This window comes from Pseudoalteromonas sp. PB2-1, assembly GCF_045040605.1.
Taxonomy (GTDB): Bacteria; Pseudomonadota; Gammaproteobacteria; order Enterobacterales; family Alteromonadaceae; genus Pseudoalteromonas; species Pseudoalteromonas arabiensis.
The window spans coordinates 782,107-796,239 of record NZ_CP090667.1; the positions used below are offsets into that span (position 1 = coordinate 782,107).

Annotated in this window: 10 protein-coding genes; 4 read left to right on the forward strand and 6 right to left on the reverse strand. The window is 43.1% G+C overall.

Translation table 11 applies throughout. The features are described 5' to 3' along the window. Positions 1–4: 4 nt before the first annotated feature. Positions 5–1,978 carry a response regulator gene (locus tag L0Z67_RS03700; protein WP_062570165.1) on the forward strand — a complete coding sequence of 658 codons (1,974 nt, stop codon included), beginning with the start codon at positions 5–7 and terminating at the stop codon, positions 1,976–1,978. On the opposite strand, the gene L0Z67_RS03705 is transcribed toward L0Z67_RS03700, so the two are convergent. The 3 genes from L0Z67_RS03705 to L0Z67_RS03715 are packed head-to-tail and all read right to left on the reverse strand — an operon-like array spanning position 1,959 to position 5,670. Further along, positions 1,959–2,963, reverse strand: a complete 1,005-nt coding sequence (locus L0Z67_RS03705) for a LacI family DNA-binding transcriptional regulator (protein WP_237128123.1) — start codon at positions 2,961–2,963, stop codon at positions 1,959–1,961. The two genes, L0Z67_RS03700 and L0Z67_RS03705, sit on opposite strands and share 20 nt — an antisense overlap. 22 nt (positions 2,964–2,985) lie before the next feature. Next, complete coding sequence (locus L0Z67_RS03710) at positions 2,986–4,317, reverse strand: glycoside-pentoside-hexuronide (GPH):cation symporter (RefSeq protein WP_405128464.1); 1,332 nt, start codon at positions 4,315–4,317, stop codon at positions 2,986–2,988. 18 nt (positions 4,318–4,335) lie between these two features. After that, positions 4,336–5,670: a GH1 family beta-glucosidase gene (locus L0Z67_RS03715; RefSeq protein ID WP_405128465.1), complete on the reverse strand. Its 1,335-nt coding sequence runs from the start codon at positions 5,668–5,670 to the stop codon at positions 4,336–4,338. Positions 5,671–5,904: 234 nt separating this feature from the next. Between L0Z67_RS03715 and L0Z67_RS03720 the strand changes: the two genes are divergently transcribed. The 3 genes from L0Z67_RS03720 to L0Z67_RS03730 all read left to right on the forward strand — a co-directional run bounded on the left by L0Z67_RS03720 (position 5,905) and on the right by L0Z67_RS03730 (position 10,717). Beyond that, positions 5,905–7,164, forward strand: a complete 1,260-nt coding sequence (locus L0Z67_RS03720) for a sugar MFS transporter (RefSeq protein ID WP_062570169.1) — start codon at positions 5,905–5,907, stop codon at positions 7,162–7,164. 62 nt (positions 7,165–7,226) lie between these two features. Further along, the gene (locus tag L0Z67_RS03725; RefSeq protein ID WP_405128705.1) at positions 7,227–9,689 is read left to right on the forward strand and encodes a glycoside hydrolase family 3 protein; all 2,463 of its coding nucleotides are present in this window, start codon (positions 7,227–7,229) and stop codon (positions 9,687–9,689) included. After that, the gene (locus L0Z67_RS03730) at positions 9,680–10,717 is read left to right on the forward strand and encodes a family 16 glycosylhydrolase (protein ID WP_062570171.1); all 1,038 of its coding nucleotides are present in this window, start codon (positions 9,680–9,682) and stop codon (positions 10,715–10,717) included. The genes L0Z67_RS03725 and L0Z67_RS03730 overlap by 10 nt, the downstream gene beginning before the upstream one ends. A 99-nt stretch (positions 10,718–10,816) precedes the next feature. Here L0Z67_RS03730 and L0Z67_RS03735 read toward each other — a convergent pair whose 3' ends face one another. From L0Z67_RS03735 to L0Z67_RS03745, 3 genes are read right to left on the reverse strand one after another with little or no spacing between them, the layout of a single operon-like run. Next, positions 10,817–11,821 carry a cupin-like domain-containing protein gene (locus L0Z67_RS03735; RefSeq protein ID WP_167346351.1) on the reverse strand — a complete coding sequence of 335 codons (1,005 nt, stop codon included), beginning with the start codon at positions 11,819–11,821 and terminating at the stop codon, positions 10,817–10,819. Positions 11,822–11,826: 5 nt separating this feature from the next. Continuing rightward, positions 11,827–12,552: a SapC family protein gene (locus L0Z67_RS03740; RefSeq protein WP_062570173.1), complete on the reverse strand. Its 726-nt coding sequence runs from the start codon at positions 12,550–12,552 to the stop codon at positions 11,827–11,829. Positions 12,553–12,572: 20 nt separating this feature from the next. Next, complete coding sequence (locus L0Z67_RS03745) at positions 12,573–14,114, reverse strand: tryptophan halogenase family protein (protein WP_193988377.1); 1,542 nt, start codon at positions 14,112–14,114, stop codon at positions 12,573–12,575. Positions 14,115–14,133 lie beyond the last annotated feature (19 nt).

Sequence of the window (14,133 nt, forward strand, 5' to 3'; positions counted from 1 at the left end):
ACAAATGTTAGATAAGGTAACCCGACTACTCTTAGTTGAAGATGATGAAGATGATTATATTCTAACTTGTGATTACTTAGAGCAATTGGGTTCCCATACATTCGATGTTGAATGGCTTAGCTGCCCTGAAGAAGCCGTTAACGTGTTGAGTGAAAATAAACACGATATTTGTTTATTGGATTATAGACTTGGTGCTTCTGATGGACTTGAAGTATTAAAAAGTGCGGTTGCTAATGGGTTCCGTGGCCCTATCATTATGCTCACGGGTCAATCGGATGACACCTTAGACTCTGCTGCACTTGATGCAGGCGCTGTTGACTACTTAGTTAAGAACGAAATGAGTTCAAGTCGGTTTGCCCGTGCAATTCGTTATGCATTAGCCAGACGGGATGTAGAAGATGAGCGTGTTGAACGTTTGAAAGCTGAAGCTGAAAATCGCTCGAAAGATCGCTTCTTAGCGCATTTAAGTCATGAGTTACGCACGCCTTTATCGTCAATATTAGGTTATACCGAACTGTTGATGCAAAGCGAAAAAAACCAGCACGCGCATAATGAACTTGGGGTCATTTACCGAAATGGTAAGCACCTATTGAGCTTACTTAATGATGTACTCGATTTATCGAAAATTGCGGCAGATAAGTTAGAGCTCAACTGCTGTGATGTAAACCTCGATAGCTTAATGGCTGACGTATATACTTTAATGCGAGTGTCAGCTGTAGATAAGGGCTTATCGCTTAGGTTTGAGTCACAACAGGCACTGCCTTTAATTATTAATTCTGATGCTACTCGTCTTCGCCAAATCCTCATTAATATTATTAATAATGCAATTAAGTTCACTAACCAAGGTGAGATCGTTGTGCGTGCATGGACTGCATGGGTTAATGAGCGCGAAATGCTGTTCTTCAGTATCAAAGATACAGGGCTTGGCATTGCACCCGAAAAGCAGGCTCTGATTTTTAAGCCATTCGAACAAATTGCTGATGTTGAATCACGTGATGTTGGTGGTGCAGGACTAGGCCTTGCTATTTGCTCTGAATTGCTCACACGTATGCAAGGTTCAATAGAGCTTGAGTCCACTCAAGGGGTCGGCTCTGAATTTACTTTATCTATTTATCCTGGCAACATTCGTGATGTTGAGCGTCAATTGCTGACGTTTGACTCTAACCCCGACTGCCATCAAAAGTTAACAACACTTTCAACCAGTGGGCGCGTACTTGTCGTCGATGACCTTAAAGATTTGCGTATTTTGGTAGGACACATGATCGCAAGCACTGGGGCTGATGTTGAATACGCTGAAAATGGTAAACATGCGATTGAAAAGGTTGCTGCTGCTGAACAAGCTGGTAAAGCTTTCGATATTATATTTATCGACCTTCACATGCCTGTTATGGGTGGTAAAGAGGCGACAATTGAGCTTCGTAAAATGGGGTATAAAGAACCAATTATTGCACTGACAGCTGCAACCATGAAAGGGGTTAAAAGTGAGCTGTCGGCGCTTGGTTTTAATGACATGATCGCCAAGCCAGTGGATTCAGGGCTGCTTTATCAGGTGCTGAATCATTATATTTGCCAAGGTAAAACAGAGCCTGTCATTGAGCATGATGACAGTCCGGCGATGACTCAAAAAAGTACCCGTTATTTATTAGTTGAAGATGACACAGATGCAGCGCAAATCACTCAGCTTTTATTAGAAAGCCTTGGGGTTGAAACGGTAATCGCTGCCAGCTGTGAAGCGTGTTTAAATACGCTAAGTGAAGACGCTGAGTTTGATAAAGTGCTGCTTGATATGCACCTGCCTGACGGCAGCGGTTTGGATTTAGCAAAACAGCTCAAACAACTATACCCCAACTTAACCTTAGTTATTGTCAGTGGGGCAGAACCTGAGCCAGAGAAAATAGAACCGCTAGATATTGAACAAGTTCTGTTAAAGCCAATTAACCTAGGTCTACTGACAGATCTTATTGAGGGCAGTGCCTAATTGATTGTCGAGCAACAAGGCTTGGCTCAAACATAGTTTGCAGAGGCTCAGTTTGCTTTTGATAAACGTGCTTAAGAATCCAGTTTGCAGCCATTTGCCCCATCTCATTGATTGGATAGTTAATTGTACTTAGGGGCGGATAAATGTGGCGAGTAAAAAATACATTATCATAGCCCATCACTGATAGCTGCTCTGGAAGCGCTAAGCCAAGTTCTCTGGCGCTGGCGATGGCGCCAGTCGCCATTTCATCATTGGCACAAATAACTGCACTAAATGACAACCCTTGTTGATAGATTGTTTTTAATCCCTCAAAGCCACTGGTTTCCATAAAGTCACCTTGATAAAGCAGTTGTTCATTAAATGATAAATTAAATTCAGCAAGTGCTTGTTTGTGACCAGCTAGACGATCTTGAGCATCTTTTTTCCAAAGTGGGCCACTGATATAGGCTATATTCTTGTGGCCTTGTTCTAAAACATGTTTGGCTGCAAGGTAGCCACCTTTGATGTTATTTAAAATAATACAACGGTCGCTTAATTCTGGAATAAAACGGTTAATGAGTACAAATGGTACACGGCCCTTACTCAGCTTGATTAAGTAATCGTCGCTGACAGCTTCAACATGCAAAATAAGGCCATCACAGTTACGGCTTATTAGGAACTCAATGCCTTGCTTTTCTCGCTCTTCGTCGCTGTGGCCGGCAGCAATGATTACATGTTTACCTTGGTTTCTAAAAATATTCTCAATACCACTCATCATAGGGCCATAAAACGGGCCTTGTAATTCAGACACAAGTAGACCAACACTGTTCGAGCAATTCGACGCTAATGACTGCGCAATAGAGTTTGGTCTGTAGCCAAGCTCACTCATTGCCGCAGTGACTTTTTTACGAGTAGCATCACTGACATTCGCATTGTTATTCATTACTCGCGAAACAGTTGCCAAAGACACTCCAGCTAGTTTCGACACCTCGTAAATGGTGGCCATATTATTCCTTTTTAAAACCCAATTATGGATGACGTTTTAATGATAAGTCGGCACTGATTTGCTCAACGGTTTGATTATCAAGAATATACCTCTTCATGATTAAAGCGACAAGCACGCTGCCAATTGCTGGATAAAGCGTAAATGAAATTAAAATGCCTGACAGCGTATGCTCACTGAGCTCAGTATTCGCTTCGTAACCGTAAAATGCGAGTAACCAACCAGCGATAGCACCACCAAGGGCAAGGCCGAGCTTAATAAAAAATACTACGCTCGCGTAGACAAGCCCTGTTAGTCGTTCGCCGGTTTTCCACTGACCATAATCAATCGTGTCGGCCATTTTAGCCCACAGTAGTGGGGTCGCCATTTGTGTGAAAAAACACCATAAAAAGTACACAATAAAAGCAAGAATCAGTTGTTCGCTTGGTAACCAAAATGCCACACAGCTAATTGCCGCAGAGATATATTGCAAAAAAATATAAGCAGTTTTCTTATCAACACGTTTACTTAACGGGTTTGCACACGCACAGCCTAGAATATTACCTATCATACCGAGAGTGACAAAGTAAGTGACTAGCTCTGCTTCACCAAGTACGTATTTTACATAGTAAATTGCAAGCGTTGTGCGCAATACCATACTAGTTAACAGCATAAGTGCAGCTAAGCACAGCACCTTAAATGGGCCATTTTGCCAAAGCGTGTCGATGCGGTTTTTCCAACTCAATGATGAGCTGTTATGGGTTGTAACGCGCTCTTTAGTGAAGCGAAAACAAATCAAGAATAAGATGACGCCTAAGCCACTCATCAAGGCCATAGTGAGTTGATAGCCTGTGGCGTTATCACCTTTTCCTAACCAGTTTACTAACGGTAAGGTACAGGCACTAACTATTAGGCCGCCCAGCATGCCGAACACAAAACGATAAGATTGAATCGATACGCGCTCTTTAGGATCGCCACTTAACACTCCCCCCAATGCTGAATAAGGAATATTAATGGCGGTGTAAACCAGCATTAGCAAAGTATAAGTGATAAAGGCGTAAATTACTTTACCAGATTCAGGTAACTCTGGCGTGGTGAAGGTGATCATACTGATCACCCCAAATGGTAGGGCTAGCCAGAGTAAATATGGGCGATAACTTCCCCATTTAGTCCGTGTTGCATCGGTTAATGCGCCCATTAATGGGTCGGTAATTGCATCAACAATCCTCACCATCAAAAACAAGGTGCCGACAATAGCAGGTGAAATGCCAAAGATATCCGTATAGAAAAAAGTTAAAAATAACATCACTGTTTGAAAGATAATGTTACTTGCGGTATCACCTAATCCGTAGGCTACTTTCTCTTTTGTTGTCAGCATGTGTGTTCTCGTTTATTGTTATTTTTTTCGCTGTTTTAGCAGCGCACGGTATTGTTTTGCGCTTTCTTTTAAAATGCGCTGCTGGCTTTGGTAATCAATGTAAACTAATCCAAAGCGTTTTTCATAGCCATATGCCCATTCAAAGTTGTCCATTAAACTCCACGCAAAGTAGCCTTGAATGTCGACGCCTTGTCGAATGGCATCACAGACCGCATTTAAGTGGGTGTGATAATAATCAACGCGTTCAATGTCTTTAACTTCACCGTTTTCTAGGGTATCGGCCATGGCTGCGCCGTTTTCAGTGATATACATCTTTGGCAAATCATATTGCTGATCTAGTGATACAAGCAATTCAGTTAAACCTTGTGGGTAAACTTCCCAGCCCATATCGGTAACACGAATATTGGTAAGGCTTGCTTCTTCAAACCAGCCATCAACGGTATTTTTGTAGTGTATGCGGGTATAGTAGTTAACGCCAATAAAGTCGACGGCTTGACTAATAATGGTCATATCGTCAGCAAGGATAGTCGGTTTAACCTTTGCAGCCAACTCATCAAATAAAGAAGGGTATGTGCCTTCTAAAACCGCTTTGATATACCATTGGTTATGGTATTCATCGGCAAGTTCTGCGGCTTTTTTATCATCCGCTGTTAAAGGGTAAGCAGGGCTGAAGTTTAACACGATACCTGCTTCTGTTTCTGGGCAGTTTTTACGTAATACTTGCATGGCAAGGCCATGGGCAAGTAGTAAATGGTGAGCCGCCTGTCGGCCTGCTTGTTGCGATTTTATCCCCGGTGCATGCACACCCACCTCATAACCTAAGTAGGCACTACAGAAGGGTTCATTCAAGGTTGCAAAGGAGTCGACTAAGTGGCCAAGATGTTGAGTAACAAGTTCGGCATATTCTTTGAATTTATAGGCTGTATCGCGATTTAACCAACCTCCGTTATCTTCAAGGTATTGTGGTAAATCCCAGTGGTATAGGGTGACGTAGGTTTTAATATTACGCGCTTTTAACGCCGTTAATAACTGAACATAAAACGCCATACCTTGTTTGTTTATCGTGCCATCTTGATTCACGACCCGTGGCCAAGAAATTGATAAACGGTAAGCATCTACGGCTAAGTCAGCAATCATGTCTACATCTTGTTGCCAACGCGCAACATGGTCACATGCTACATCGCCATGACTTTGATCGGCAATTGCATCAGGCTTTTCACAAAACGTATCCCAGATACAATCGAGACGCTGTTCACGTGCGCCTTCAATTTGAAACGACGCAGTCGCAACACCAAAAGTAAATTCAGGTTTGAGTAAAAATGAGTCTGGCAAAAGAGAAATTGATTTATACACAGTTATGAGTCGTCCTTCGCATTGTTTTTGTAAGACAAACCAAAGTGCAGAGTTACAATTTGTGAAAGCGCTTACAATTTTATTGCAAATAAATTGCTATATATGATTAATATGTTATAAATGTAAGCGCTTACATTTTATGTTGCAATAGTTTTTTGCTTTTTTATTCTTCATGACTTAGCACTATAACTAATGTAACAAACTGAAAAATATAAATAACTAGAGAATAAAATTATGGCCCATGTTTCAACGCCTGTTTCAGGTAACGCGAGTCAAGGGGCAATGCCAAAGCAACACTTTGCACTGGCATCCTTGACCACATTATTTTTTATGTGGGGGTTTATTACTTGTTTGAATGACATTTTGATCCCTTACCTAAAAGGAATGTTTTCGCTTAATTATACGCAAGCCATGCTTATACAGTTTTGCTTTTTTGGTGCGTATTTTGTGATGTCGATCCCTGCTGGCAAGTTGGTAAGTCGTATTGGTTATCAGTTTGGTATTGTCGTTGGGTTAGTGGTAGCAGCAATCGGTTGTGCGCTGTTTTATCCCGCCGCTGTTGCCCATGTGTACGAATTATTTTTACTGGCTTTGTTTGTACTAGCCTCTGGTATCACTATTTTACAAGTATCAGCAAATCCCTATGTGAGTGTACTTGGCCCGCAAAAAACAGCCTCGTCACGTTTGACTATGACACAAGCATTTAACTCATTAGGCACCACAGTCGCGCCGATTTTTGGCGGTTGGTTAATTTTAACTGAAGTAAGTCAAGCCACAGCGGAGCAAGTAAAATTTCCCTATTTAATGTTATCTGCCAGCTTATTAGTACTTGCTGTAATTTTTGCATTTCTAAAGCTGCCTAAATTAGGTAAAGAAAGCGATAGTGAAGCAGCACAACAAGATTTAGAAGACTTTGTTGATTTAGGCAGCGTTTGGCGTTATCGCCACCTGATTTTAGGTGCCATCGGTATCTTTGTATATGTGGGCGCAGAAGTGGCGATTGGTAGCTTTTTGGTGGGCTTTCTGACCTTAGATAACATTGCTGGTCTCGCTGAAAAAGAAGCGGCTCATTATATTAGTTATTACTTCGCAGGCGCCATGGTGGGTCGCTTTATTGGTGCTGCTGTGATGCAAAAATTTAATGCTGGTAAGGTGTTGGCATGTCATGGCTTACTTGCCGTACTACTTGTTGCTATTGCTATGACTGGTGAGGGAAGCCTTGCTATGTGGGCTATTTTACTGGTTGGCTTATGTAACTCGATTATGTTCCCAACAATTTTCAGCCTAGCATTACATGGCCTTGGCAAATACACCTCAAAAGGCTCAGGTATTTTATGCTTAGCAATTGTAGGAGGCGCAATTATTCCATTACTGCAAGGCGTATTAGCCGATTCTGTTGGCGTGCAAATGGCGTTGTTTTTACCTATCGCCTGTTACTTATATATAACTTACTTTGCGTTAGTTGGCTCAAAAGTATCAACTCAGACTTCATAGGTGCAAAAATGAAATTGAAAGAAACAGTCACTCTTTGTTCGTTAGTGATGGCAAGCGTCAGCATGCTAGGTTGTACTGGGCAAGATAAGGTGGCAAACGTGAGCACTGAGCAAGAAATTTGGCCAAATATCGAAACAGGCATTGCTGCAAACCCAGAGATGGAAGCAAAAATAGCAAAAATGCTGGCAAATATGACCCTTGAGCAAAAAATTGCGCAAATGATCCAGCCAGAAATTCGTGATATTAGCGTTGAAGATATGCGTAAATACGGTTTTGGCTCTTACCTCAATGGCGGTGGTGCATTCCCAAATAATGATAAACACGCCAGTGCCGCAGATTGGATTGAGCTTGCTGAAAAAATGTACCAAGCCTCAATTGATGACTCCCTTGATGGCAGCTCAATCCCGACTATGTGGGGCACCGATGCCGTGCATGGCCACAACAACGTGGTTGGTGCGACGTTATTTCCACATAACATTGGTTTGGGTGCAACAAACAACCCTGAGTTAATTGAAAAAATTGCAGCCGCTACCGCGCAAGAAGTAATGGTAACAGGTATTGACTGGGTGTTCGCGCCAACAGTCGCAGTTGTTCGTGACGACCGTTGGGGTCGTACTTATGAAGGCTATTCTGAAGACCCTGAAATTGTGAAAGCATACTCGGCAGCTATTGTTAAAGGCTTGCAAGGTGCGGTTGATGATGACTTCTTATCAGATAAGCGTGTGATCAGTACGGTTAAACACTTTTTAGGTGATGGCGGTACCGAAGGCGGTGATGACCAAGGCAATAACACGGCATCTGAGCAAGAATTATTTGATATTCATGCGCAAGGTTATGTTGGCGGTTTAGGTGCGGGTGCACAAACCGTAATGGCGTCATTCAACAGCTGGAATGGTGAAAAAATTCACGGTAGTAAATACCTACTTACCGACGTACTAAAAGGCAAAATGGGTTTTGATGGTTTTGTTGTTGGTGACTGGAACGGCCACGGTCAAATTCCGAGTTGTACTAATGGCAACTGTGCGCAAGCAGCAAATGCCGGTCTTGATGTGTACATGGTACCGACAGATGCATGGAAACCACTTTACGAAAACCTTATCAAGCAAGTTAAAAGTGGCGAAATTGCACAAAGCCGCATCGATGATGCAGTAACGCGTATCTTACGTGTAAAAATGCGCGCAGGTTTGTTTGATAAGCCAAGCCCTGCAAAGCGTCCGCTTTCTGGTAAAACAGAGATCATTGGCAGTGCAGAACATCGTGCAGTTGCAAAACAAGCGGTCCGTGAATCACTGGTTCTTCTGAAAAATAAACAGCAGTTGCTACCGCTATCAGCAAATGCAAATGTATTAGTTGCCGGTCAAGGCGCTGATAACATTGGCATGCAGTCAGGTGGTTGGACAATCACATGGCAGGGTACAGGTAATGAGAATAGCGACTTCCCAGGCGGGACTTCTATTTTGGATGGGATCAAACAAACGGTTGAGCATGCGGGCGGGCAAGTTAGTTATGACTTAAACGGTGAGTTTGATTCCCGTCCAGATGTTGCCATTGTGGTGTTTGGCGAGCAACCATACGCAGAAGGCAATGGTGATTTAGATAACCTTGAATACCAACGCGGTAATAAAACTGATTTAGCCCTGCTTAAAAAGCTAAAAGATGCCGGCATTCCTGTGGTGTCGCTATTTATTAGTGGTCGTCCAATGTGGGTGAATGCTGAGCTTAATGCCAGCGATGCATTTGTCGCAACTTGGTTACCAGGGAGTGAAGGTGATGCAATCAGCGATGTTATTTTTAAAAAACAAGATGGCACTATTAATCATGACTTTAAAGGTAAGTTATCGTTCTCATGGCCAAATAACCCGGTAGGTAACGAAAACCGTGGCGATAAAGATTACGCGCCACTATTGCCTTATGGGTTTGGCTTAACGTATCAAGATAAAAATACATTAGCGGATGACCTAAGCGAAAAATCACAAGTTTCTGCTAAATTAGAAGACTTAGTATTATTTGAACGTGCCGTAAAAGCACCGTGGTCACTGCAACTACAAAGTGGCTCTGAGCGACAAGCCATGACCAGTAGTCGTGCAGCACTTAACGCTGTTAGCGTAAAAACTTTTGATAAAGACGTACAAGAAGATGCGCGCGCAATCAGCTTTAATGGTAAAGAAGCGGCTGCGGTTCGTTTAATGGCGGCGTTCCCATCGGATTTACGCTCATACGTTGAAAAAGCGGGTCAACTGCAAATGCAAATTAAGGTAGACCAAGCTGCTGATGCGCCGCTAATGCTAGGTATGCAATGTGGTGAAAACTGTAGCGGTCAATTTGATATTAGCAAACACCTTAAAGCAGCACATGATTGGCAAACGCTAACTGTAGATTTGAGCTGCTTTGCTGAGCAAGGTGTGCAGCTTGGGCAAGTATTCTCGCCTTGGCAATTAGCCACTGAAGGTGCATGGCAAGTCTCAATTGCTAAACTATCAGTAACGAGCGCACACACTGAGGATGCAACGCTCTCATGTCAGTAAAATCGTATGCTGTTATTTTGCTAACAGGTGCGCTTAGTGCCTGTCAGCAAACCCCTGCGCCTGTTAAAGCCAGCCTAGGAGAAGGCTGGCAGTTAGTTTGGCAAGATGAATTTTCGCAAAATGATCTCGACCTAACTAAGTGGCAACACGAAGTAAATTGTCGAGGTGGCGGTAATGATGAGCAGCAATGTTATACCGCGCGTAGCGAAAACAGTTTTGTTAAAGATGGCATATTGCATATTGTTGCTCGCCAAGAGCAATACACTGGGCCTTTACATAATAGCGATGAAGTGAGCAGCGATGCTGAGCGAGAAAAACAAGCAACTCAGCCGTTTACTTCTGCACGCTTACGCACAAAAAACTTAGCAGATTGGCGATACGGCCGGTTTGAAATTCGCGCTAAATTGCCAGCAGGGCAAGGTGCGTGGCCAGCAATTTGGATGTTACCGACAGACTGGCATTATGGTCGCTGGGCATCATCAGGCGAAATAGACATCATGGAAGCAGTTAATTTAAAGACGCTTACTGATGACAAAACAGCGCCAGCAGGCAGCCTTGAGACACGCGTACACGGCACCTTGCATTACGGTGGTCCTGCACCCAAAAATGTTTACAGTGGTACGCCGTACCGCTTCAGTGAAGCAGATAACCCAGCTGATAACTTTCATGTTTATGCCCTTGAATGGCAGCAAGATGAAATTCGTTGGTATGTTGATGATGTTCACTATGCAACGTTTCGTCACGACCAGTGGTATTCAACATCACAACAACAAGACGGCTCGTTTATAGAAAATACCGGCTTTGCTCCGTTTGATCAGCGTTTTCATTTACTTCTTAACTTTGCAGTAGGCGGAAACTGGCCAGCCAATGTGAATGACAAAGGCGTTGATTCTACAGGTTACCCTAAGCAAATGCTGGTGGATTACGTACGTGTTTTTCAATGTAGTAAAAATAGTGAAACAGGTATTGGCTGCGCAACAACACAGCCATCAGCAGTACAAATAAAGGGTAATACCATTGCGCAATAACAGAGCACTTAATTAAGCGGATTGGTATAAGTGAATTATGAACCAAGAGCCTGCAGATGCTTCGCCGAACTCGTTGCATCCGCTGGCTTTTGGTTCATTCTATCGGTTGAGCTTTTGTAGTAATAGCTGTCTTATTCTTCTGGCCGTTAGTTCGTCGATATCCGCTAATATCCCTTGCGCAGGCTCAGCAACGTGGCTTGCTAAATCCACACCATCAGCAAACACATAATGATTAAATAGTTGCTGCCATTTCTGCTTATGCTCGTTTGGTAAGTCTTTAATTGCCAGCATACTGTGCAGCATGGCATCAAATGGATTTGCTAAATACTCTGGGGCTTGTCGCCACCAATAGTTTACTAATACATTAAACGGACTGGTTGCGCTCACCTGATGCCACCAAAGTGCTGGAATATAAATAGCATCGCCAGGGCCAAGGGTGGCTGATTGCGCCTTTGCTACAGCCTCTTTAAAGCGCGGAAAGCGGCTGAAATCAGGATTATTAAAATCAACCAAGCTAATCGCTTGCCCAGCGGGTGTAAATTCGAGTGGGCCAACGTAAAGGTTATTGACCTGATCAGTTGGCAATAGAGTAAACGTACGCTCACCCGCAGCAACACAGGCTAGGTTATCAGCATTGTCATAGTGAGCCGCAATCTGGCTATGATTTCCCACCCAGAGACTTGTTAGGCAGTTATAATCGGTCACTGTTAATGGGTTCTTAAGGCTAAAGCTAGGAGCACAATACTCCACAGCAGTAGAGCCCATATATAGAGAATCACAGTCGGTTTGCGACAGTTTTAGTGCTAATTTTTGTAGCACAGAAAGTAGATTATCGGCCTGCTGTGAAAAATTAAGCCCCGAGAAATCAGTGTTATAAAAATAACGACCTTGATGAATAGCGTCGCTGCTAAAACTACGTACTGGGGCGTGATTGGCAAGGCCTAAAAGGTAGTCCAAGGCGTTTTTAGAGCCTTGTTTAGCCGCGATGACTTGTGGCCAATCAGCACAGAGATCTCTTATTACCAGTGGCTCAGTTTGCTCAGCTAAAAACAGTTTAAGATCAGCAATGCTGGAAGCATGGCATTCTTTTATTGGCGCAGCCACAAACATTACTGCTTAGCCCACTTTTTATCAAGCAAATGAGGAATTTGCTCCATTGATGCCAGCACCATATAAATAGCCTGCAAGTCACCTTGTTGTTGTAACTGCTTGAGTTGTTCTGCAGTTAAGTTATTTAGTGCCTGCTGGTTAATGGTATAGAAACCAGTTACAGTGACCTTTTCACCATTTTTTTGAGCATATTCAATGCTAAACGCTTCGAGTAAATCAACGCTTAGTAAACGTTCAAAAAACTGATTAATTGTTTGGTGTTCTTGATGTAACGCGTTAAGTACTTGAGCAATATGATTTAAGTAATCGCTATTCCCACCATGTTCAAGGAAAATGGCTTCACCATCGCGTGTGCTTATACGTGGGCTGTCTAAATCAATATGTACCACCAGTGATTGCTCAGGAATGCCATTGTTATACTGGGTTTGTTGACCAATTAAAAATGGCTGGCGCTGCATACTCAGTGGTAAGTAACTCAGTTGTAATTCGGCTTGTTCGTTAAGCAACAAGTTCTCGCCATTTTCAAAACCAAATAAAGCGAGGGCTTCAAATTGGCCTGTTTGAGGGTGCTTACGAAATACGATGGGTTGATTTGCTTGAACTTTAGCAAACTCGCTTGGGAATACGGTAGCGCAGCTAATATTATCGCCCCAGTTAGCACCGCGTGTGGTGATCACTTTTAGGTCTTTATGGCTGATGTTATCAAGTAATACATGATTGGCCATTGGGCCTCCTAATGCTGAGATTAAATAGGTTGTATGCCAAATTGCTGAATATGATTTAACAGCTCGCGGTTCGTTGGTAGTTGTTGTAATCCGCGTTTGGCTTGTTGTTGGTTAGCACTAAAGTGTTCAACAATCGCTGAAGGCATTGTTAGAGCTGGAAATTGCGGTAGTTGTTTCATGCCATAAAGTACATACTGGTAACTAGCCGCAGAGAAAACTTCTTGAGCGCGGTCAAAGTCGTTTAGCCATGGACTTTGATATTGCCACAGTGCTAAATTTTCTTGTAGCTGCTCTGGGATTGAGTTTGCTTCTTTATGGGCTTGCCAATAGGGGCTAGTGCGTTTTGACAACACGTAATGCAGCTTTAAAAATTCAATAATACGCTGCCAGCGATAATGGCACTGCTCATCAAAACGCTTGGCTAGTGTCGGCATTGCAGCACGATGTGTTGGGAAATTAGCAAGTAAGTTATTCAGGCCAAGCTCCACCATGACTAACGCTGAGGCTTCAAGTGGCTCAATAAAGCCTGCAGACATACCAATAGCTAAACAGTTTTTATACCAAAAACGGCGTCTAAAGCCCGGGGTAAAGCTGATTTCACGAAAGGTTAGTTCACTTTGGTTTGTATCGGGTTGGGATTTTGCAATGTATTGGCTAAGCGCTTGTTTAGCATCTTCACTGCTGGCAAAGCGGCTTGAGTATACCATACCCAGACCACGGCGGCTTTGTAAGCCGATATCCCAAATCCAACCAGCATCTTGCGCAGTGGCTTTGGTGTAAGACAGGATCTCTTGCTGGGGGTTTAAATAAGGCACCTGTACGGCCACAGCACGATCGTTAAATAGTACATCTTGTTGCTCGATTAGTTCGATACCGTAATGTTGATGTAACAGCTTTGCGTGGGTGCCTGAACAATCAATAAATAAATCACCCGTAATAGCGCCATGATCGCGGGTTTGCAATGAACTAATATAGCCATCTTCATCACTATTAATGCGTTCAACATGACTGACAATATGCTCAACGTTTAGTTTTGTTGTGCAGTGCTGTTGTAGCTGCATGGCAAACTTACCGGCATCTAAATGATAGCCATAGTTTGCCTCACCTTGATAGGCGCTATGTAAGTGGTTTTTCGGTGCTTTATGGTGATCGCACAAGTAGGTTTGGCTTGCTACTGCGTGGCTGAAACTCACCGCATCTTTGTTGGCAAACCAGTAAGGTGCAATATTTAATTGCTGATACGCAACAGGCAAGCTGAACGGGTGGTAATAATGTGTGTTACCTTCATCTTCGCACCAGCCATCAAAGCGTGAACCTTGTTTAAAAGACGCATCACAGCGTTGAATAAATTCACTTTCGCTAATGCCGATGGTTTTTAAGGTTTGTCGCATAGTCGGCCAAGTACCTTCACCGACACCAATGGTGGCAATATCTGGCGACTCAATCAGGGTGATCTGTGCGTTGTGAGTTAAATGGGGCTGGGCAGCAATTAACCCTGCAGATAACCAACCTGCAGTACCACCACCTAAAATGACGATTTTTTTTACTTCTTTGTGTTGCATATTCAAGGCTACCTCAAAT